The sequence below is a fragment of the Bradyrhizobium sp. C-145 genome, assembly GCF_023375135.1.
GTDB lineage: Bacteria > Pseudomonadota > Alphaproteobacteria > Rhizobiales > Xanthobacteraceae > Bradyrhizobium > Bradyrhizobium zhanjiangense.
The window spans coordinates 7696582-7716296 of record NZ_CP088150.1 but is presented as its reverse complement, the minus strand read 5'-3'; the positions used below and the strand labels follow the sequence as shown (position 1 = coordinate 7716296).

Below are 19715 nucleotides of genomic sequence, written 5' to 3'. Positions count from 1 at the left end.
AAAGTCGATGTTGAAGAAGATGACGATTGCCGCGGCGATCACCGCCGCTGCGCTGCTGGCTGCGACCAATGCGGGCATGGCGCAGACCAAGCTCAAATGGGCTCATGTCTACGAGACGTCGGAGCCGTTCCACACCGCCTCTGTCTGGGCCGCGCAGGAGATCGGCAAGCGCACCAACGGGCGCTATCAGATCGAGGTCTATCCGGCCTCCCAGCTCGGCAAGGAGGCCGACATCAACCAGGGCCTGTCGCTCGGCTCGGTCGACATCATCATCTCCGGCTCGAGCTTCGCGGCCAAGAGCTTTCCGCCGATCGGCGTGACCTATTATCCCTACACCTTCCGTGATGCCGACCATCTGCTCGCCTACACCAAGAGCGACATCTTCAAGGAGCTCGCCAAGGGCTATGAGGACAAGAGCGGCCACCACATCGTCGCGGTGACCTATTACGGCGTGCGCCAGACCTCGTCGAACAAGCCGATCAAGACCTGCGCCGACATGAAGGGCCTGAAGATTCGCGTGCCCGACGTGCCGGCCTATCTGGCGATGCCGCGCGCCTGCGGCGCCAACACCGCGCCGATCGCCTTCGCCGAAGTCTATCTCGCGCTCCAGAACGGCACCGTCGAGGCGCAGGAGAATCCGCTGACCACGATCGAGGCCAAGAAGTTCTACGAGGTGCAGAAGCACATCGTGCTGACTGGCCATATCGTCGATCACCTCAACACAGTGGTCGCCGGCGCGCTGTGGAAGAAGCTCTCCGACGAGGACAAGAAGATCTTCACCGACGTGGCGCAGGAAGCCGCCGCCAAGGCCACCGGAGAGATCAAGCAGAACGAGGCCAAGCTGGTCGCCTTCTTCAAGGAGAAGGGCTTGAGCGTGACCGAGGTCGACAAGAACGAGTTCCGCGACACCGTGCTGAAGAACGTTGCGTTCGAGACCTTTGGTTATCGCAAGGCCGACTGGGAGCGGATTCAGGCGGTCAAGTAACCGATGCCCGTCGTTCCGGAGCGACGCGTAAGCGTCGAATCCGGAAACCTCGAGATTCCGGGTTCGGCTCTTCGAGCCGCCCGGAATGACGATTGAGACGTTTGAGGAGCAACCCCATGTCGACCGCCGAAATACACCGGCAGATCACCGCGGACGAGATCGCCCACACCTTCGAGGAGGAGGCGACGCCGAAGGTCGATCTCGGCATCTACGCGTTCGAGGATTGGGTGGCGCTGGCGATCTTCTGGGTGATGGCGCTCGCCGTCTTCCTCCAGTTCTTCACCCGCTACGTGCTCAACGACAGCTACGCCTGGACCGAGGAGATCGCGACCTATTGCCTGATCGGCGTGGTCTTCATCGGCGCCGCGATGTGCGTGCGGCTGTCGCGGCACATCCAGGTCGATCTCGTCTATCGCTATCTGCCGCGGCCCGTGGGCCGTGCGCTGTCGACGGTGATCGACCTGATCCGGATCGCCTTCTTCGGCTACGCCACCAAGCTGGTCTGGGTCTACATCCAGATCATCGGCGACGAGCAGATGACCACGATCAACTTCCCCAAGAACTATGTCTATTACGCCGTGCTGCTCGGTTTCGTGCTGATGTTCCTTCGCTCGGTGCAGGCGGCGCTGCAACACTGGCGGCAGGGTTATTCGGTCCTCGAACGTCCCGGTGCCTACGACGGATCGGAGATATAACATCATGCTGCTGTTGCTCGGAGGCTTTCTCATCCTGATGCTGCTCGGCGTTCCCGTGGCGATTGCCATGGCCGCGTCGTCGCTGCTCTACATCCTGGTCAGCGGCGTGACGCCCGACGTCACGCTGGCGCAGCGCATGATCGCCGGCGTCGAGAGCTTTCCGCTGCTGGCCGTGCCGTTCTTCATCCTGGCCGGCAACCTCATGAACATTGCCGGCGTCACCGGGCGCATTTACAAATTCGCCGTCGCGCTGGTCGGGTGGATGCGCGGCGGCCTCGGTCACGTCAACATCATCGGCTCGGTGATCTTCTCCGGCATGTCCGGCACCGCGATCGCGGACGCCGCCGGTCTCGGCACCATCGAGATCAAGGCGATGAAGGACCACGGCTACTCTACTGAGTTCTCGGTCGGCGTCACCGCAGCCTCGGCGACGCTCGGGCCGATCATCCCGCCGTCGCTGCCCTTCGTGATCTACGGCATGATGGCGAACGTCTCGATCGGCGCGCTGTTTCTCGGCGGCGTCATTCCCGGCATCGTCCTGACCCTGTTCATGATGGCCACCGTCACCTATTTCGCGCACAAGAACAAATGGGGCAGCGATACGCCGTTCTCCTGGCCGCAGCTCGGCTCGGCCGGGCTCGAGATTGTCATCGTGCTCTCGTTTCCCCTCGCGATCTGGCTGATGGTGCTGGCCGGTCTTTCGGTCAACATGGCCGTGGTCATCGGTCTCGGCACGCTGCTGGTGATCGACTGGTATTTCGACTTCTCGGCGGTGATGGCGCTGATGGCGCCGGTGATCCTGATCGGCGGCATGACGCTCGGCTGGTTCACGCCGACGGAAGCCGCGGTCGCCGCCGTGATCTGGTCGCTGTTCCTCGGCCTCATCCGCTACCGCACCATGACGCTGCAAACGGTGGCGAAGGCGACCTTCGACACCATCGAGACCACGGCCTCGGTGCTGTTTATCGTCACGGCGGCCTCGATCTTCGCGTGGCTGCTGACCGTGTCACAGGCCGCGCAGACGTTGTCGGACTGGATGCTCAGCGTCACCCACAACAAATGGGTGTTCCTGGCACTCGCCAACGTCCTGATCCTGTTCGTCGGCTGCTTCATCGACACCACGGCGGCGATCACCATCCTAGTGCCGATCCTGCTACCGATCGTGCTCAAGCTCGGCATCGATCCCATTCATTTCGGCCTGATCATGACGCTGAACCTGATGATAGGCCTGCTGCACCCGCCGCTCGGCATGGTGCTGTTCGTGCTTGCCCGCGTGGCAAAGCTCTCGGTCGAGCGCACGACGGTGGCGATCCTGCCCTGGCTGGTGCCGCTGATGCTCGCGCTGATCGCGATCACCTACATTCCCGACCTGACCCTCTGGCTGCCAAAATACATGGGACTCTCCAAATGACCTCCACTGCTCTCGCCGCGACCCTGTTCGGACCAGAAGACCTGCGCATGATCGAGCATCCGCTCGACAAACTCAGTGACGGCATGGTGCGCATCCGCTTCGGCGCCGGCGGCATCTGCGGTTCGGACATGCATTATTTCCGCCACGCCCGCACCGGTGATTTCGTGGTGAAGTCGCCGCTGGTGCTGGGCCACGAGATCTCCGGTGAGGTCGTGGAGATCGCAGGTCCCGCAGCAAACCTGAAGATCGGGGACCGCGTCGCCGTCAATCCGTCGCGCTGGTGCGGCCATTGCGTCGCCTGCCGCGAGGGCCGGCCGAACCTCTGCGAGAACATCTACTTCATGGGCTCGGCCTCGAAGACGCCGCACATGCAGGGCGGCTTCGCCAATTACTTCGATGCGATCCCGGCGCAGTGCGTGAAGATCCCGGATCACGTGTCCTATCAGGCTGCGGCGCTGGCCGAACCGCTCGCGGTCTGCCTGCACGCGGTCGCGCGCGCCGGCAACATCGAGGGCAAGCGCGGCATCATCTTCGGCGCCGGCCCGATCGGGCTTCTGACCATGCTCGCCGCACACCGCGCCGGCATGACTGATGTCACGGTGGCCGACATCGCGCCGGCGCCACTGGCTTTCGCAAGCCGGCTCGGCGCCTCGCATGTCGAAAACGTCTCGGGCGGGGAGGAGGGTCTGAAGGCGCAGGCGGCTTCGCGACCCTATGACGTCGCGTTCGAGGTCTCCGGCACGGCCGCGGGGCTTGCGAGCGCGATCGGCATCGTGCGGCGCGGCGGCGTCGTGGTACAGATCGGCAATCTGCCGGGCGGGCAGATCCCGACGCCGTCGAACGCGGTGATGGCGAAGGAGATCGACCTGCGCGGCTCGTTCCGCTTTGGCTTCGAGTTCATGACGGCGGTGGAACTGATCGCGGCCGGTAGTCTCGATGTGCTGTCGCTGGTCACCGCCGAACGGCCGCTGTCGACCGCGCCCGATGCGCTCAGGCTGGCACTCGACCGCTCGCAGAGCGTCAAGGTCGTGCTGACCGCGAACTGATTGGAGAACTGGCATGATGCTGGAGGGATGGCGCTGGTACGGGCCGGATGATCCGGTGTCGCTCGACGATGTCAGGCAGGCCGGCGCGACCGACATTGTCTCCGCGCTGCATCAGGTACCGATCGGGGAAGCCTGGACGCGCAAGGCGGTCGAGGAGCGCAAGAATTTCATCGAGAACGGCCAGCCCGGCCGTTCGCCGCTGACCTGGTCGGTGGTGGAATCGATTCCGATCCCCGACGACGTCAAGCGGCTCGGGGGCAAGGCGACGAAGTCGATCGAGGCGTGGATCGCAAGTCTTGAAGCCGTGGCCGCTTCCGGCATCAAGATCATCTGCTACAATTTCATGCCTGTCGTCGACTGGTGCCGCACCGATCTGGAATGGGAGCTGCCGAACGGCGCCCGTGCCATGCGCTTCGACCAGGACCGCTTTGCCGCCTTCGAGCTGCATATCCTCAAGCGACCTGCCGCCGTGCAGGAGTATTCGCCGGAGCAGCAGGCGCGCGCGAAACGGCTGTTCGACAAGATGAGCCAGGCCGACATCGACTACCTCGTCATGGTCATTGCCAGCGCGCTGCCGGGCTCGACCACCGAGCCGATGACCATCCCGCAATTCCGCGACCGGCTGGAAACGTATCGCGACATCACGCCAACGATCCTGCGGCGGCATCTCGCCGAATTCCTGGGCCGGGTCGCGCCGGTCGCCGAGCAACTCGGCGTATCGCTGACGCTGCATCCGGATGATCCGCCGCGCCCGCTGTTCGGCTTGCCGCGCGTTGCCTCGACGGCCGAGGATTACCAGGCGCTGTTCGACGCCGTGCCGTCCAAGGCGAACGGCATCTGCCTGTGCACGGGCTCACTCGGCGTGCGGCCTGAGAACAATCTGCCGGAAATGGCAGAGCGCTTTGGCCCTCGCATCGCCTTTGCCCATCTGCGCGCGACCAAGCGCGAGGCCGACGGCCTGTCGTTCTACGAGTCCGATCATCTCGACGGCGACGTCGACATGGTCGCAGTGCTTAAGGCGCTGCTAAAGGAGAATGCGCGGCGTTCCCGAGACAAGAGAATCGTGTTCCGTCCCGATCACGGCCACCGCATGCTCGACGATCTCGCCGCCACCAAGCGCACCAATCCCGGCTACACCGCGATCGGCCGCCTGCGCGGCCTCGCGGAACTCCGCGGCGCGATCAGGGCGATCGAGCATCGGTGAACTCTTCGCCTCTCCCCGCTTGCGGGGAGAGGCCGGAATGCGCGCTGAAAGCGCGGATTCCGGGTGAGGGGGACTCGCCGCGAGTCAGATAACCGCTATACGAAAGCCCCACCCACATCGTCATTGCGAGCGTAGCGAAGCAATCCAGAATCCCTCCGCGGAAAGAATCTGGATTGCTTCGCTGCGCTCGCAATGACGTGGGGGGAGAGGTGCCTCACTCCAACGCGTCCTCAATAGCACGCCGCCATCGCGCCGAGTTTCGGATAGAGCCGGTCAATCGCGGCGATCTCGCTTTTCATCTGGGCGATGATCCAGTCGCGGATCTCGACGGCGATGGGGCGCATCGGTCGGTTGCGCGGCGGCAGGAATTCGCAGACGCGGCGCGTGGTGGTGAGGGTATCGGAGGCCGGCACCAGCGCGCCGGTGAGAAGCCAGTGCGAGGCCACCGTCAGCCAGCCGAGCGCGATGCCCTGGCCGAGCAGCGCGGCCTGCACCACCACGGCATAGTCGGTGAAGCTCAGCGCCTTGGCCGCGCCGCGGCGCCCGGTGAGGAGCGATGCGTAATCGGCGGCCCAGTCGCCCGGCGTCTCGGCGAGGCGGATGATGGTGTTGCCTTCAGTGGGATCGGTCTCACCAAGATAGCCGGGGCTGCACATCGGCAGCATGACTTCCTTCATGATCAGCGTGCCGCCGGACGACGGCTCGTCGCGATCGCGAAAGCGCATGCCGAGATCGACATTGTCCACTGGCCCGCGCAGCGCGCCGGAGATCAGCTGGAAGCGGAGATCGACTTGCGGAAACTGCTTCTGGAGCTTGTCGATGCGCGGCATCAGCCAATGCGTGGTGAAGGCGGAGGAGACCGACAGCGTCACCGTCTCGGTGCCCTTGCGCCGCCGTTCGATTTCCACGAGGCCGCTCTCGATGCTGCGAAAGCCTTCGAGCACGCGGCGATACAGCAGTTCGCCTTCTTCGGTGAGCACCGCGCGTCCGGCCGTGCGATCGAACAGGCGAACGCCGAGATGCTCCTCGAGTTGGCCGAGCATCCGGCTCACCGCCGGCTGCGTGACGTTCAATTCTGCGGCCGCCGCGGTGAAGCTGCCATTGCGCGCCGCCGCGTCGAAGACGAACAGGGCGTTGCTGGACGGCAGCATGCGGCGCAGCTCGGGCATAACCTCATGTTATGAGCCGCGTGAGAATTTGGCAATTGCCGAGTTTTGCCAAGTCTGGTGTCATTGGCATGACAGCCCAAAAGACAGGGCCTGCGGAGGAAGATTTGGTGCGGTGCACGCTTCGTCCGTGAGTGCTCGGAATCCCTGTCTATAAAGCAGGCTTATGGCGCGCAGTGAGGCACGCCATCACACGGACGTGGCGAGGGTCGATCGTTGGACAAGCGAGCGGAAAGCGTCGAGATCAAGTCCGCGAGCAAGACGTACGGCGCGGTTCGCGCCCTCGATGACGTGTCCCTCAATGTCGGCGCCGGCGAGTTCGTCTCGCTGCTCGGCCCGTCCGGTTCCGGCAAGACCACGCTGCTCGGCATTTTGGGCGGCTTCATCCTGCCATCTAGCGGAGCAATTCTCTTCGGCGGCCGCGACGTCACCTGGATGCCGCCGCACAAGCGCGATCTCGGCGTCGTGTTCCAGAACTACGCGCTGTTCCCGCATATGAGCGTCGGCGAGAATGTCGCCTTTCCCTTGCGCGCGCGCCGGCTGCCGAAAGCGAGCTGGCCTGACAAGGTGCGCGCAGCGCTCGCGATGGTCGGCCTCGCCGGCTATGAGGCGCGCGGCATCGCGCAGCTCTCCGGCGGCCAGCGCCAGCGCGTGGCGTTGGCCCGCGCCATGATCTTCGAGCCGCGGCTGATCCTGATGGACGAGCCGCTCTCCGCGCTCGACAAGCAGCTGCGCGAATCCATGCAGATCGAGCTGCGCGCGCTGCACAAGCGCATCGGCGCCACAATCATCTACGTCACCCATGATCAGCGTGAGGCGCTGACCATGAGCGATCGGGTCGCCGTGATGAAGGACGGCAGGCTGATCCAGATCGACGTGCCCGAGCGGTTGCACGATCATCCCGCAAATTCCTTTGTCGCGAGTTTCATCGGGGAAGCAACGATGCTGCCCGTTCGCCGTGTCGATGCGGCCAGCGTCGCGCTCGGCAACGCGCTGCTGCGCAGCGCCCGTGCCATTCCGGATGGCGATGCGTTGATGCTCGCCGTGCATAGCGAAAAACTGCTGATCGACGACGGCGTGCAGGATGCCGCCTGTAACCGGCTGACGGGCACGGTCACCGACGTCGTCTATCAGGGCGAGAGCCTACGTGTCTTCCTGGCGCTGGAAGGCGGCATCGCGCTGAGCCTGCGCCAGCCGAGCTACCATCAGGCCTACAGCCGCATTCCGCCGCTCGGCGGCAGTCTCACCGTCACCCTTCACCCCGAGGACACCATCGTGGTGCCCAGGGTGGACTGAAGCCTTGTTGCAACCTGAGAGAAGAAACGAACATGTCGACCCAAGCCGCGTTCAGCAATTTCAAGGTTCTCACCTTCGACGTCGTCGGCACCTTGATCGACTTCGAGACCGGCGTGCTCGCCGCGGTGCGCAGGATCTCGGGCAAGACGCCAGCCGAGCTCAGCGACGACCAGATATTCGAATCCTACAAGCGCGGTCGTGACAAGCATTACGAGCGCTCGAGCGAGGTGATGTTCCACGTCTACCGCTATCTCGCCAAGGAGCTCGGGCTGCCGGCCGACGATGCGTCCTGCGACATGTTCCAGCTCGCCGTGCTGCGCTGGGGGCCGTTCCCGGATTCGGTCGAGGCGCTCAAGCGCCTGCGCACCAAATTCCGGCTGGTCGCGATGACCAATGCCGACCGCGTTGCGCTCTCCTGTTACGCGCATGCGCTCGGCAATCCCTTCGACGACACGGTCTGCGCCGACGAGACCGGCGTGGCCAAGCCGAACCCGGAATTCTTCGCCTACAACAAGGGTCGCCAGTCCGCCTTCGGCTACAAGCAGTCCGACATCCTGCACGTCGCGCAGAGCCAGTACCACGACATCGGGATCGCGCGGAAGCTCGGCTACAAGGTGTGCTGGATCGAGCGCCGCCAGGGCATTGCCGGCTTCGGCGGCACGCCGGCGGTGGAGACGCTGACCAAGCCGGATTTCCATTATCCGACGCTGAAGGCGCTCGCCGACGCCGCTATCGGCCCGGCGGCCTGAGTCCGTGAGCGCAGGCATGACACGGGACTGGAGCGCGCTGCCGTCAGCCAATTCGCTGTGGGCCGCCACGGCCGAGCCGGCGCGCGAGTTTCCGGTTCTGTCGGGCGAGCGACAGGCGGATGTGGTGATCATCGGTGCGGGCTATACCGGCCTCTCCGCTGCGCACCACATCGCCAGAAGCGGGCTCGCACCGGTCGTGCTGGAGGCCAACCGCCCCGGCTGGGGCGCGAGCGGCCGCAATGGTGGGGTGATCACCGCGAAATTCCGCCTCTCGTTCCGCGAGATCGATGCCGTGCACGGCCGCGCCATGGCGCGGCGCATGTACGAGATCGCGCATGAATCGACCGACATGGTCGAAGAGATGGTCTCGGAGTTCGGCATCACCAGCGCAAACCTCACCCGCACCGGCCAGGTCAAGGCGGCGCATAACGAGACGACGCTGAAGGCCGCGATCGACGAAGCCAACTGGATGACGCGCGAGATGGGCGATGCGGAGGTCCGCATCCTCGACAAGCGCGGCGTGCGCGAGGAGACCGGCTCGGACGTCTTTGTCGGCGGTGTGCTCAATCCCGGCTCGGGCGGCATTCATCCGCTGAATTATCTGCGCGGCCTTGCCGACGGCGTCGCGCGCCGCGGCGTTGCCATCTTCCAGGAGTCGCCGGTGCTCAAACTCCGGCGGGAGAATGGCGGCATCGTCGCCGAGACGCCGAAAGGCGCGGTGCGGGCGAAGCAGGCGATCATCGCCACCAACAGCTATTCGGATCTGACCGATGCCACCGCGCAGATGCAGCGCACGCTGATCCCGTTCCGCAGCGCCATCATTGCCACCGACAGGCTGCCGCGCAATCTCGCCGGCAAGCTGATGCCGACGGGGCGCACCTATACCGAGACCAAGCGCATGATGCGCTGGTTCCGGATGGTCGACAATCGCGTGATCTTCGGCGGCCGTGGCGCCTTCGGCAAGCAGGATTCCGAACCGGCGTTTGATGCGTTGCGCAAGGCGATGGTCGGCATTTTCCCGGATCTCGCCGATATCCCGCTCGCCTATAAATGGTCGGGCCTTGTCGCGATGACGCTGGACTCGGTGCCGCATATCGGCCGGCTCGACGACCGCACGCTGGTCTCGATGGGCTACAATGGCGCCGGTGTCGCAATGTCGAGCCTGATGGGCCGCTATCTCGCTGCTTTCGTGCGCGGCGAGACGCCCGAGGTCGGCCTGCTCGATATCAGGCGCATGAAAGCGATTCCGTTCTATCCGCTGCGCGAGCCCGCCGTGCGCATGGTCGCCGGCTGGTACCAGTTTCTCGATGCGATCGGTCAGTGAGATCTATTTGGAGGAGGTGAGGATGACGACGAAGCAGAAGTTTGGATTTGGCTGCGCATTGCTTGGTGCAATCGGATTGACCACCACGGCTGCCAGTGCCGCCGAGCAGATCACCTTCGTCTCGCAGGGCGGCGCCTATCAGCAGGCGCAGACGGTGGCGATCCTCGATCCCTCCGCCAAGAAGCTCGGCATCACCATCAACCAGGACTCCATTCCCGACGCCTGGCCCGCGATCAAGACCCAGGTCGGCAGCGGCAAGCCGATCTGGGATGTTGTCGACACCCCGACCGGCTATTGCCTGCGCGGCGGCGAGCAGGGGCTGATCGAGAAGCTCGACTTCTCCAAGATCCCCAACGCAGCGGCGATGCCTGAGGCCTATCGCAGTCCCTATTCGGTGTCCTACGAATTCTATTCCAGCGTGCTGGCCTACAGCCAGAAGACGTTCCCGAAGGATGCGCCGAACAGCTGGGCCGATTTCTGGGACGTCAAGAAATTCCCCGGCCGCCGGGCGCTGCGCAACCACCCGATCGCCACGCTCGAGGCGGCGCTGATGGCGGACGGCGTCGCGCCCGACAAGCTCTATCCGCTCGACGTCGACCGCGCCTTCAAGAAGCTGGAAGAGATCAAGCCGCACATCACGGTGTGGTGGACCTCGGGCGCGCAGTCGGCGCAGCTGCTCAATGACGGTGAGGTCGACATGGAGATGGCCTGGAACGGCCGCGTCAGCGCGGTCGCCAAGGAAGGCGCCAAGGTGGCCTTCACCTACAACCAGGGCATCCTGCAGAGCACTTCGCTCTGCATTCTCAAGGGCGCGCCGAATCACGAGACGGCGGTGAAGTTCCTCAACGAGGCCGTCGATCCCGTGCACCAGGCCAACCTGCCGCTCCACATCGACTACGGCCCCGGTAATCCGAAGGCGTTCGAGACCAATGTGATCAAGCCCGAGCGCGCCGCGCAATTGCCGAGCGAGCCGGCCAACGCGGCCAAGCAGGCGCTGATGTCCTATGCCTGGTGGTCCTCGCCCGCGGGCGAAGCGGCCGAGAAGCGCTGGGCGTCGTTCATGCAGAAGTGAGCGAGGCAGCCTTGACGACATCCGTGTCCGATCCATCGCAGAAGCATCAGCGCCGCGAGCACGGCCTGATGCTGGCGCTGGTGTCGCCGGCACTATTGGTGATCTTGGCGCTGATCATGCTGCCGGTCGGTTGGCTCGCCTGGCAGTCGGTCTACCACGACGGCTTTACGCTGGAGAATTATCGCCGCGTGTTCACCGAAGATGTCTATTGGCGCAGCTTTGCGCTGACCTTCGAGATCAGTCTCGCGGTCACATTGATTGCGCTGCTGCTCGGCTATCCCGTGGCCTATCTCGCCAACTCGTTGCCGAAAGCGTGGAGCATCCTCGTCCTGTCGCTGGTCGTGCTGCCGTTCTGGACCAGCGTGCTGGTCCGGGCCTATGCGTGGCTGGCGCTGCTGCAGCGCACCGGCGTGATCAACCAGTTCCTGCGCTATCTGGACGTGATCTCCGAGCCGCTCGCGCTGGTCCACAACACGTTCGGCACGGTGGTTGCGACCGTGCACATCCTGCTGCCGTTCATGGTGCTGCCGCTCTATGCCACCATGCAGAAGATCCCCGGCGATCTCATGCAGGCCGGCGCCAGCCTGGGTGCGAGCCCGTCGTTGACGTTCTTCCGCGTGTTCCTGCCGCTGTCGCTGCCGGGCGTGCTCGCTGGCTGCACCATGGTGTTCGTGCTCTGCCTCGGCTTCTACATCACGCCGGAGCTGCTCGGTGGCGGCCGCACCGTGATGGTGTCGATGCTGGTGAGCCGCAATGTCGAGCTCTACAACCAGTTCGGGGCGGCCAGCGCGGTCGCGGTGGTGCTGCTCCTGAGCGTGCTCCTGATCTTCTTCGTCGTCAGCCGCTTCATCTCGCTCGACCGCGTGTTGGGGCAGAAATGATGCGCGCCTCGCCCGCACGGATTGCGCTCTACGTGATCAGCGCGCTGGTGCTGGTCTATCTGATCCTTCCCGTGCTGATCATCGCGCCGATCTCGTTCTCGAGCGCGCGGTTCCTGACTTTCCCGCCGCCGTCGTTCTCGCTGCGCTGGTACCAGCAATATTTCGCCAACTCCGCCTGGATGCAGGCGACGCGGGTGACGCTGACGGTCGCGCTGCTGACCGTCGTGATCGCGACCCCGCTCGGCGTGGCCGCCGCCTATGCCATCAGCCAGTCGAAGCTGCGCATCATGCGCATCATCCACATGGCACTGCTGCTGCCGCTGGTGGTGCCGATCATCATCACCGCGGTCGGCATCTTCTTCGTCTATGCCAAGGTCGGCCTGGTCGCGACCATGCCCGGCCTCGTGCTCGCGAACGTGATGCTGGGATTGCCCTATGTCGTCATCTCGGTGCTCGCGGGCCTGCAGAGCTTCGACCCCGCGCAGGAGATGGTGGCGCGCAGCCTCGGCATGAACCGCCTGCGCAGCTTCTTCGCGGTGACGCTGCCACAGATCAAGTCGAGCGTGCTCGCCGGCGGCATCTTCGCCTTCATCTCGGCGATGGACGAGACCATCGTCGCACTGTTCATCTCCGGCGGCCAGTTCCAGCCGCTGACCAAGCGCATGTTCACCGCGCTCCGCGACGAGATCGACCCGACCATCGCCGCGATCTCGACGCTGATGACGGCGGCCTCCTTCATGCTGGTGCTACTGGCGAGCACGCGGCAGAAGAGGAGCGGGTGAGGGGAGTTATTGTCGTCCTGGCGAAGGCCAGGACCCATTACCCCCAGGGAGTGTTTTGGCGAAGATTGGTCGTTCGGGATTAGTACCATCCGCAACCGACAGACCTCGCGGTATGGGTCCTGGCCTTCGCCAGGACGACAGCTGAGTTTGCGGCGCGCCGCACCCTCACCCCTTCGCCCCCAGCCAGGCCAAAATCATCTCCACGATCTGGGTGCGGCTCTTCGCCAGCACCCCGAGTTCGCTGAGGTCGCGGTCGAACAGCGCACCAAACGTGTCGCGGTTGGCGACGCGGAAGAAGCAATAGGAGGAGATGGCGAGGTGCAGGTCGATGGCGTCGACGTCGTCGCGGAAGGCGCCTTCCGCGCGGCCGCGCTTCAGGATGCCGTCGAGCGTCGCGATCACGCTGGCGTTGAGCTGGCGCAGCTGCGGGTTCTGCTTCAGATGCTTGCCATGGTGGATATTCTCGATGCTGACGAGGCGGATGAAGTCCGGATTGCGTTCGTCATGGTCGAAGGTGGCCTCGATCAGGCGGCGCAATCCCTCGCGGGCGTCGCAGCTTTCGATGTCGAGCTGGTCCTCCAGCGCGCGGATTCTGCGATAGGCCTCTTCGAGCACCGCGAGGTAGAGCTGCTCCTTGCCGCCGAAATAATAGTAGATCATCCGCTTCGACGTGCGCGTCCGCGCGGCGATGGCGTCGACCCGCGCGCCGGAATAGCCCTCGCGGGCGAATTCGGTCATCGCCACTTCGAGGATATCGCGCTTGGTGCGCTCGGGGTCGTTGGTACGCTTTAATGGGGGCGGCATGCGTTCGAGCATCATCCCATGGCGAAATCGGCCGCCGTCTCGGCATGAATTGCCGTCGTGTCGAACGTCTCGACTGAGGTGTCGTCCGGGCCGACCAGCATCGTGATCTCGGTACAGCCGAGGATGATGCACTCCGCGCCGGCGGTGACGAGCGCTGCCATCACCTCCTGATAGCGCCGGCGCGAGGGAGCGGTGACAGTTCCAAGGCACAGCTCATCGTAGATGATGCGGTTCACGTCGGCGCGGGCGTCGGCGGGAGGAACCAGGACATCGAGATCATGCGCGCGCAGCCGGTCGGTGTAAAAGTCCTGCTCCATCGTGAATTTCGTGCCGAGCAGCCCGAGCCGCCGGTACCCTTTGGCCCGGATCCGCTGGGCCGTTGCGTCCCCGATGTGAATGAATGGAACGGTCAAGCTCGACATGATGTCGGGTGCCAGTTTGTGCATCGTGTTCGTGCACAACACGATCGCACGGGCCCCGGCGCTTTCGAGCCGCCGTGCGACCTCCGCCAGGCTGGCCGCCGCCTCGCTCCAGCGATCGGCGTACTGCATTTCCTTGATCTGTTGAAAATCGTAGGAATACATCAGCAGCGGCGCCGAATGCAGCTTGCCCTTGCGGTCGCGGACCCGCTCATTGATGAGCTTATAGTAGAGTGCGGTGCTCTCCCAGCTCATGCCTCCAATCAGGCCGATGGTTTGCATTCCCATGCTCCAGACGATTTGGTCCGGCCGGATCGTAGACGAAGACGACGAAGCTCACCATCGTGACAGGGAAAATAGACCGGTTGGCGTGTGGCCCATGGCGGAGGCCGGGATTGCGCGGACGTGGCCTCAAAGCCCGATCAGTGCAAACGGCAAGGGCGGGCATGACGCCTGCGCAGGCGGCGAGAAGCCTTTCGATCTTGCGCGTCCTGTCGGCCTGTCCTACGCCAATTCCGCACATAATGGCGAGGCGCTCGGGCGCATCGCCAAAGCCTTGAGGGAGCCGTCATGACCATTCGCAACACCCGCACCGGGGGCCAGATCCTGATCGACCAGCTGGTCGCGCAAGGGGTCGAGCGCGTTACCTGCGTGCCGGGCGAGAGCTATCTGGCGGCGCTCGATGCGCTGCATGACAGCCCGATCGACGTCGTGATCTGCCGCGCCGAAGGCGGCGCCGCGATGATGGCGGAGGCCTATGGCAAGCTCACTGGCCGCCCCGGAATCTGCTTCGTCACCCGCGGACCCGGCGCGACCAATGCCAGCCACGGCGTCCACATCGCGATGCAGGATTCGACGCCGATGATCCTGTTCGTCGGCCAGGTCGACACTGGCATGCGCGAGCGCGAGGCGTTCCAGGAGCTCGACTACAAGGCGGTGTTCGGCACCATGGCGAAATGGGCGGTCGAGATCGATCGCCCCGATCGCATTCCGGAGCTGGTGGCGCGCGCGTTCCGCGTCGCCATGCAGGGCCGGCCGGGTCCCGTGGTGATCTCGCTGCCCGAGAACATGCTGACCGAGACCGCGGCGGTTGCGGACGCCATGCGGATCGAGCCTGCGGTGAGCTGGCCGGCGCCGGCCGACATCGAAAAGCTCGGCGCCATGCTCGCCAACGCCAAGGCGCCGCTCGTCATCCTCGGCGGCTCGCGCTGGACCGACGAGGCGACCAGGAGCATCGCGCGATTCGCCGAGCGGTTCGACCTGCCGGTTGCGACCTCGTTCCGCCGGGCCTCGCTGATCGACGCCGACCATTCGCATTACGCCGGCGATCTCGGCATCGGGCCGAGCCCGGGGCTGAAGGCGCGCATCGAGGGCGCCGACGTCATTCTGCTCATCGGCGGCCGCATGTCGGAGATGCCGTCCTCGTCCTACACGCTGCTCGACATTCCGACCCCGCAGCAGAAGCTGATCCACGTGCATCCGGGCTCGGAAGAGCTCGGCCGCGTCTATCAGCCGGCCCTTGCGATCCAGGCGACGCCCGCCGCATTCGCCGCCGCGGTCGAAACGCTGAAGCCTTCCGGTGCGGTGGCCTGGAAGGGCGAAGCGGCGAAAGCACATGCCGATTATCTTGCCTGGACCGAGAAGGCGCGCGAGCTGCCGGGCAGGTTCCAGTACGGCCAGGTCATGACCTGGCTGCGCGACCGCCTGCCGAAGGACGCGATCGTCTGCAACGGCGCAGGCAATTATGCCGGCTGGATCCATCGTCATCACCGCTTTCACAGCTTTGCCGCGCAGCTTGCGCCGACCTCGGGCTCGATGGGCTATGGCGTGCCGGCGGGCGTGCTGGCAAAACGGCAATACCCGGATCGCGTCGTCGTCGCCTTTGCCGGTGACGGCTGCTTCCTGATGAACGGCCAGGAGTTCGCGACCGCCGTGCAGTACGATGCGCCGCTGATCGTCATCGTCGTCGACAATTCGCAATACGGCACCATCCGTATGCACCAGGAGCGCGACTATCCCGGCCGCGTCGTCGGCACCCAGCTCAAGAACCCCGATTTCGCGCTGTACGCGAAGGCGTTCGGCGGCCATGGCGAGCGCGTCGAGCGCACCGAGGAATTCGCACCCGCGTTCGAGCGCGCGCTCGCCTCGGGCAAGCCGTCCATCCTCCACTGCATCATCGATCCGCGCGCGATCTCGGTCGGCAAGGATTTTGTGCCAGCGGTGAAGGCTTAGCGATGGCGACCGGCCGCCACGTCGCCATCATCGGCGCCGGCGCGGTCGGCGTGATCAGCGCCATTGAAGCGCTGCGCGAGGGCCATCGCGTCACGTTGATCGATCCGGGCGAGCCCGGTGGCGAGCAGGCGGCCAGCTACGGTAATGCCGGCTGGCTGTCGTCGCATTCGGTGATCCCGCCGGCCGAGCCGGGCGTCTGGAAGAAGGTGCCGGGTTATCTGATAGACCCGCTCGGCCCACTCGCGATCCGCTGGTCCTATTTGCCGAAGGCGCTGCCCTGGCTGATCAAATATCTGCTCTCGGGTTGGACGGAGGCGCGGGTCGAGAAGACGGCGTTCGCGCTGCGCGATCTGTTGAAGGACGCACCGCTTCTGCACAAAAAGCTCGCGGAGGAGGCGGGCATGCCTGAATTGATCGAGCGTAACGGCGTGATGCATGTGTTCCCGTCGCGCGGCAATTTCGACAACGATCTCGGCTGGCATCTACGCAAGAAGGTCGGTGTCGAATGGCTCGAGCTCAACGCCGATGAGATGCGCCAGCGCGAGCCGGACCTGCATCCGCGCTACACGTTTGGTGTGGTGGTGGAGGAGGCCGGCCGCTGCCGCAATCCCGGCGCCTATGTCGCGGCCCTCGCGCAACATGCGATGGCAGGCGGTGCGAAGCACGTGCGGGCCAAGGCAACGGGTCTCAAGCTCTCCGGCAACACGCTCGTCGCCGTCGTCACCGAGACCGGCGAGATCCCTTGCGATGCCGCAGTGGTGGCGGCGGGCGCCCGCTCGAAGCAATTGACTGCGTCGGTCGGCGATCCGCTGCCACTCGAGACCGAGCGTGGCTATCACGTCATGATCGAGAATCCTGAAACGGGTCCGCGCAGCTCGATGATGGCGTCAGATGCCAAGATGGTGGTGAACTGGACCGACAAAGGCCTGCGCGCCGCCGGCACGGTCGAGATCGCCGGCTTAGAGGCCGCGCCGAACTGGAAGCGTGCCGAGATTCTGCGCAACCACCTCTTCAGCATGTTCCCAAAACTGCCGAAGGACATTCCAGCCTCGCGCATCAAAACCTGGTTCGGTCATCGGCCGAGCATGCCGGATGGACGGCCCTGCATCGGCTATGCGCGGGCCTCGCGCGACATCGTCTATGCCTTCGGCCATGGCCATGTCGGCCTGGTCGGCTCGGCGCGTACCGGCCGGCTCGTCGCGCAGCTCCTCAGCGGCAAGCAGCCTGAGATCCCGCTCGCGCCGTTCGCACCCGATCGTTTCCTCTGAGATCGCACCATGACCCATCCAGCCAATTCGTCCTCCCGCATCGCCCGTGGCGGCAAGGCCATCTATGGCGCGCCGCTCGGCATTTTGATGCTGGAAGCGCGCTTTCCTCGCATTCCCGGCGACATGGGCAACGGCACGACCTGGCCGTTCCCCGTGCTGTATCGCGTGGTGAGCGGCGCCTCGCCGGAGAAGGTGGTGCTGAACGGCGCGGCCGGCCTGCTGCCTGATTTCATCGACGCGGCGAAGGACCTGGTGCGGCTCGGCGCCGAAGCGATCACCACCAATTGCGGCTTCCTGTCGCTGTTCCAGAAGGAGATCGCGGCCGCCGTCGGCGTGCCGGTTGCGACCTCCTCGCTGATGCAGGTGCCGTGGGTGCAGGCGACCTTGCCGCCGGGCAAGCGCGTCGGCCTCGTCACCGTGTCGGGCTCGACGCTCTCGCCCGCCCATCTCGAAGGTGCAGGCGTGCCGCTCGATACGCCGCTGGTCGGCACCGAGAACGGCAAGGAATTCTTCCGCGTCCTGATCAAGGCCGAGAAGGACGACATGGACGTCGCGCAGGCCGAGCGAGACGTGGTTGAGGCCGGCAAGCAGCTCGTCGCTGGGAACCCGGATGTCGGCGCCATCGTGCTTGAGTGCACCAACATGCCGCCTTATGCGGCCGCGCTTCAGGCCGAGGTCGGATTGCCGGTTTACGACATCTATTCCATGATCACCTGGTTTCATGCTGGACTGCGCCCGCGCGTCTTTGCGTGAACGCGTTCGTAAGATCGTCACAAGTCCTGGAGCGAACCCATGAAACTATCCGGCAAGGTCGCCGTCATCACCGGCGCGGCGCGCGGCATCGGCAAGGCCTGCGCGAAGAGATTCTTGGACGACGGCGTCAAGGTGGTCATCGCCGACGTCGATACCGATGCGCTCGAGAAGACGGTCAACGAGCTGGGCAAGCCCAAAGAGCTGTATGCCCTGCCGTGCCACGTCGCGCGGCGCGCGGACGTCGATCGTGCGGTCGCCACCGCGGTCCGGGAGTTCGGTCGGCTCGACATCATGGTCAACAATGCCGGTGTCGCCCGCAACCAGGATATTCTCGATATCACCGAGCAGGATTTCGACGAGATCATCGGCATCAATTTGAAAGGCGCGTTCTTCGGCGTGCAGGCCGCGGCGAAGCAGATGATTGCGCAAGGTGGCGGGGGGGTCATCATCAACATGTCCTCGGTGAATGCGCTGCTGGCGATCCCGACGCTTGCGACCTATGCCATCTCCAAGGGTGGCATGAAGCAGCTCACCTCCGTCGCGGCCGTCGCACTGGCCCCGCACAACATCCGCGTCGTCGCGGTCGGGCCGGGCACGATCCTGACCGACATGGTGGCGTCGTCCATCTACACTTCGGAGGAGGCCCGCAAGACCGTGATGTCGCGCACGCCGGCGGGCCGCGGCGGCGAGCCGAGCGAGGTGGCCTCCGTCGTGGCGTTCCTTGCCAGCGACGATGCGTCCTACATCACCGGACAGACGATCTATCCGGATGGCGGCCGGCTGGTTTTGAACTACACGGTGCCGGTGAAGGAGAAGTAGGGCTCGCTGCCTCTCACTCCGCCGCGACCGTCATGCCGTGGCCGAGCCGCTTCGAGATGGCGCCGGCGCAGTCGCGCAGCGCATGGGCGATCGGGCTGTCCCAGCGCGCATCGAAGGTGCCTTCCGGTCCCATCGCGGTGATGACCAGCGCGACATGGCCGGAATGATCGAACACCGGTGCTGAGAACGCATTGACGCCGGGCAGGGGATCGCCGAGCGCGCGGGCGAGGCCATGCTTGCGGACTTCAGCGAGCATCTCGGTGACCTTCGCGCCTTTCACCGCGCGCTTGGGATTGTACCCGACGCCATGGCGGTCGAGGCCGCTTTCGAGCGCGGCATTGATGGTCTTCTCCGGCAGGAAGGCCGCGAAGGCGCGGCCGGTCGCGGTCTCCAGCAGCGCCATCACCGAGCCGGCCCGCATCACGATGTGGACGGGCTGGGCCGGCTCTTCCAGTTGCACCACGGTCGGACCGTGTGTGCCCCAGACCGCGAGCGAGACCGCGTGGCCGATCTGGCTCGCGAGCGCCGCGATCTTGGGACGTGCGATGCGCACGCCGGAGAGGCGGCGCAGGCTGATCAGGCCGAGCTCCAGCGCCAGCGCGCCGATCTCGTAGCGGCCGGTGGTCTCGTCCTGCTCGATCAGCCCGATACGGGAAAAGCTGGCGAGATAAGGATGTGCCTTGGCCGGCGTCATGCCGGCCTCGCGGGCGAGATCGCGCAGCATCATCGGCTCGCCGCTCCTTGCGAGCGCACGGAGCAGTTCTCCGCCGACCTCGATCGACTGGATGCCGCGGCTTTCCCTCTTCATG

The 19715-nt window shown here is 65.0% G+C and carries 20 protein-coding genes; 16 read left to right on the top strand and 4 right to left on the bottom strand.

The genetic code is table 11. The features are described from left to right. The first annotated feature begins 7 nt into the window (after positions 1–7). From LRP30_RS36205 to uxuA, 5 genes are all read left to right on the top strand, one after another. On the top strand, positions 8–985 hold the full coding sequence (locus tag LRP30_RS36205; protein WP_164934353.1) for a sialic acid TRAP transporter substrate-binding protein SiaP: 978 nt from the start codon (positions 8–10) through the stop codon (positions 983–985). 116 nt (positions 986–1101) lie between these two features. Beyond that, on the top strand, positions 1102–1680 hold the full coding sequence (locus LRP30_RS36200; protein WP_249757905.1) for a TRAP transporter small permease: 579 nt from the start codon (positions 1102–1104) through the stop codon (positions 1678–1680). Positions 1681–1684: 4 nt separating this feature from the next. After that, entirely contained in the window at positions 1685–3091 is a 1407-nt protein-coding gene (locus tag LRP30_RS36195) for a TRAP transporter large permease (RefSeq protein ID WP_128936211.1), read from the top strand. Further along, a complete protein-coding gene (locus LRP30_RS36190) occupies positions 3088–4137 on the top strand; it encodes an L-idonate 5-dehydrogenase (protein WP_249757904.1) in 1050 nt (349 codons plus the stop codon). Before LRP30_RS36195 ends, LRP30_RS36190 begins: the two co-directional genes overlap by 4 nt. Before the next feature lie 13 nt (positions 4138–4150). Next, complete coding sequence (gene uxuA, locus LRP30_RS36185; protein ID WP_249757903.1) at positions 4151–5341, top strand: mannonate dehydratase; 1191 nt, start codon at positions 4151–4153, stop codon at positions 5339–5341. A gap of 230 nt (positions 5342–5571) precedes the next feature. Here the strand turns inward: uxuA and LRP30_RS36180 are convergent, their stop codons facing one another. After that, entirely contained in the window at positions 5572–6510 is a 939-nt protein-coding gene (locus LRP30_RS36180) for a LysR family transcriptional regulator (RefSeq protein ID WP_128936208.1), read from the bottom strand. Positions 6511–6723: 213 nt separating this feature from the next. On the opposite strand from LRP30_RS36180, the gene LRP30_RS36175 reads away from it, so the two are divergent. The 6 genes from LRP30_RS36175 to LRP30_RS36150 all read left to right on the top strand — a co-directional run bounded on the left by LRP30_RS36175 (position 6724) and on the right by LRP30_RS36150 (position 12611). Beyond that, complete coding sequence (locus LRP30_RS36175) at positions 6724–7803, top strand: ABC transporter ATP-binding protein (RefSeq protein ID WP_249757902.1); 1080 nt, start codon at positions 6724–6726, stop codon at positions 7801–7803. A 32-nt stretch (positions 7804–7835) separates the two neighbouring features. After that, a complete protein-coding gene (locus tag LRP30_RS36170) occupies positions 7836–8552 on the top strand; it encodes an HAD family hydrolase (protein ID WP_091879782.1) in 717 nt (238 codons plus the stop codon). A gap of 16 nt (positions 8553–8568) precedes the next feature. After that, positions 8569–9876, top strand: a complete 1308-nt coding sequence (locus LRP30_RS36165) for an FAD-binding oxidoreductase (RefSeq protein WP_249757901.1) — start codon at positions 8569–8571, stop codon at positions 9874–9876. Positions 9877–9898: 22 nt separating this feature from the next. Further along, entirely contained in the window at positions 9899–10948 is a 1050-nt protein-coding gene (locus LRP30_RS36160; protein WP_206734282.1) for an ABC transporter substrate-binding protein, read from the top strand. A 68-nt stretch (positions 10949–11016) separates the two neighbouring features. Continuing rightward, positions 11017–11829 (top strand): ABC transporter permease, encoded by an 813-nt coding sequence (locus tag LRP30_RS36155; RefSeq protein WP_249761912.1) that lies wholly within the window; start codon positions 11017–11019, stop codon positions 11827–11829. Beyond that, positions 11826–12611 carry an ABC transporter permease gene (locus LRP30_RS36150; RefSeq protein ID WP_128936202.1) on the top strand — a complete coding sequence of 262 codons (786 nt, stop codon included), beginning with the start codon at positions 11826–11828 and terminating at the stop codon, positions 12609–12611. Before LRP30_RS36155 ends, LRP30_RS36150 begins: the two co-directional genes overlap by 4 nt. A gap of 165 nt (positions 12612–12776) precedes the next feature. Here LRP30_RS36150 and LRP30_RS36145 read toward each other — a convergent pair whose 3' ends face one another. Together LRP30_RS36145 and LRP30_RS36140 are read right to left on the bottom strand one after the other, a co-directional pair. Next, positions 12777–13427, bottom strand: coding sequence for a TetR/AcrR family transcriptional regulator (locus LRP30_RS36145; protein WP_249761911.1), 651 nt, complete (start codon positions 13425–13427; stop codon positions 12777–12779). After that, complete coding sequence (locus tag LRP30_RS36140; protein ID WP_249757900.1) at positions 13427–14116, bottom strand: aspartate/glutamate racemase family protein; 690 nt, start codon at positions 14114–14116, stop codon at positions 13427–13429. The genes LRP30_RS36145 and LRP30_RS36140 overlap by 1 nt, the downstream gene beginning before the upstream one ends. Positions 14117–14213: 97 nt before the next feature. Between LRP30_RS36140 and LRP30_RS36135 the strand changes: the two genes are divergently transcribed. From LRP30_RS36135 to LRP30_RS36115, 5 genes are read left to right on the top strand one after another with little or no spacing between them, the layout of a single operon-like run. Beyond that, positions 14214–14408 carry a hypothetical protein gene (locus tag LRP30_RS36135; RefSeq protein WP_249757899.1) on the top strand — a complete coding sequence of 65 codons (195 nt, stop codon included), beginning with the start codon at positions 14214–14216 and terminating at the stop codon, positions 14406–14408. Next, positions 14405–16066 carry a thiamine pyrophosphate-binding protein gene (locus tag LRP30_RS36130; protein ID WP_249757898.1) on the top strand — a complete coding sequence of 554 codons (1662 nt, stop codon included), beginning with the start codon at positions 14405–14407 and terminating at the stop codon, positions 16064–16066. The genes LRP30_RS36135 and LRP30_RS36130 overlap by 4 nt, the downstream gene beginning before the upstream one ends. A gap of 2 nt (positions 16067–16068) precedes the next feature. Then, positions 16069–17334 (top strand): FAD-dependent oxidoreductase, encoded by a 1266-nt coding sequence (locus tag LRP30_RS36125; RefSeq protein ID WP_249757897.1) that lies wholly within the window; start codon positions 16069–16071, stop codon positions 17332–17334. Positions 17335–17343: 9 nt separating this feature from the next. Then, entirely contained in the window at positions 17344–18087 is a 744-nt protein-coding gene (locus LRP30_RS36120) for an aspartate/glutamate racemase family protein (protein ID WP_128937908.1), read from the top strand. A 39-nt stretch (positions 18088–18126) separates the two neighbouring features. After that, complete coding sequence (locus tag LRP30_RS36115; RefSeq protein WP_249757896.1) at positions 18127–18906, top strand: SDR family oxidoreductase; 780 nt, start codon at positions 18127–18129, stop codon at positions 18904–18906. 13 nt (positions 18907–18919) lie between these two features. Here LRP30_RS36115 and LRP30_RS36110 read toward each other — a convergent pair whose 3' ends face one another. Continuing rightward, on the bottom strand, positions 18920–19714 hold the full coding sequence (locus tag LRP30_RS36110) for an IclR family transcriptional regulator (RefSeq protein ID WP_249757895.1): 795 nt from the start codon (positions 19712–19714) through the stop codon (positions 18920–18922). Position 19715: the final 1 nt, after the last annotated feature.

Bases quoted from the DNA above. Each gene is read 5' to 3' on its own strand.
- LRP30_RS36205 (WP_164934353.1), top strand. From the start codon at position 8: ATGTTGAAGAAGATGACGATTGCCGCGGCGATCACCGCCGCTGCGCTG.
- LRP30_RS36200 (WP_249757905.1), top strand. From the start codon at position 1,102: ATGTCGACCGCCGAAATACACCGGCAGATCACCGCGGACGAGATCGCC.
- LRP30_RS36195 (WP_128936211.1), top strand. From the start codon at position 1,685: ATGCTGCTGTTGCTCGGAGGCTTTCTCATCCTGATGCTGCTCGGCGTT.
- LRP30_RS36190 (WP_249757904.1), top strand. From the start codon at position 3,088: ATGACCTCCACTGCTCTCGCCGCGACCCTGTTCGGACCAGAAGACCTG.
- uxuA (WP_249757903.1), top strand. From the start codon at position 4,151: ATGATGCTGGAGGGATGGCGCTGGTACGGGCCGGATGATCCGGTGTCG.
- LRP30_RS36180 (WP_128936208.1), bottom strand. From the start codon at position 6,510: ATGCCCGAGCTGCGCCGCATGCTGCCGTCCAGCAACGCCCTGTTCGTC.
- LRP30_RS36170 (WP_091879782.1), top strand. From the start codon at position 7,836: ATGTCGACCCAAGCCGCGTTCAGCAATTTCAAGGTTCTCACCTTCGAC.
- LRP30_RS36165 (WP_249757901.1), top strand. From the start codon at position 8,569: ATGACACGGGACTGGAGCGCGCTGCCGTCAGCCAATTCGCTGTGGGCC.
- LRP30_RS36160 (WP_206734282.1), top strand. From the start codon at position 9,899: ATGACGACGAAGCAGAAGTTTGGATTTGGCTGCGCATTGCTTGGTGCA.
- LRP30_RS36155 (WP_249761912.1), top strand. From the start codon at position 11,017: ATGCTGGCGCTGGTGTCGCCGGCACTATTGGTGATCTTGGCGCTGATC.
- LRP30_RS36150 (WP_128936202.1), top strand. From the start codon at position 11,826: ATGATGCGCGCCTCGCCCGCACGGATTGCGCTCTACGTGATCAGCGCG.
- LRP30_RS36145 (WP_249761911.1), bottom strand. From the start codon at position 13,427: ATGCTCGAACGCATGCCGCCCCCATTAAAGCGTACCAACGACCCCGAG.
- LRP30_RS36140 (WP_249757900.1), bottom strand. From the start codon at position 14,116: ATGCAAACCATCGGCCTGATTGGAGGCATGAGCTGGGAGAGCACCGCA.
- LRP30_RS36135 (WP_249757899.1), top strand. From the start codon at position 14,214: ATGGCGGAGGCCGGGATTGCGCGGACGTGGCCTCAAAGCCCGATCAGT.
- LRP30_RS36130 (WP_249757898.1), top strand. From the start codon at position 14,405: ATGACCATTCGCAACACCCGCACCGGGGGCCAGATCCTGATCGACCAG.
- LRP30_RS36125 (WP_249757897.1), top strand. From the start codon at position 16,069: ATGGCGACCGGCCGCCACGTCGCCATCATCGGCGCCGGCGCGGTCGGC.
- LRP30_RS36120 (WP_128937908.1), top strand. From the start codon at position 17,344: ATGACCCATCCAGCCAATTCGTCCTCCCGCATCGCCCGTGGCGGCAAG.
- LRP30_RS36115 (WP_249757896.1), top strand. From the start codon at position 18,127: ATGAAACTATCCGGCAAGGTCGCCGTCATCACCGGCGCGGCGCGCGGC.
- LRP30_RS36110 (WP_249757895.1), bottom strand. From the start codon at position 19,714: ATGAAGAGGGAAAGCCGCGGCATCCAGTCGATCGAGGTCGGCGGAGAA.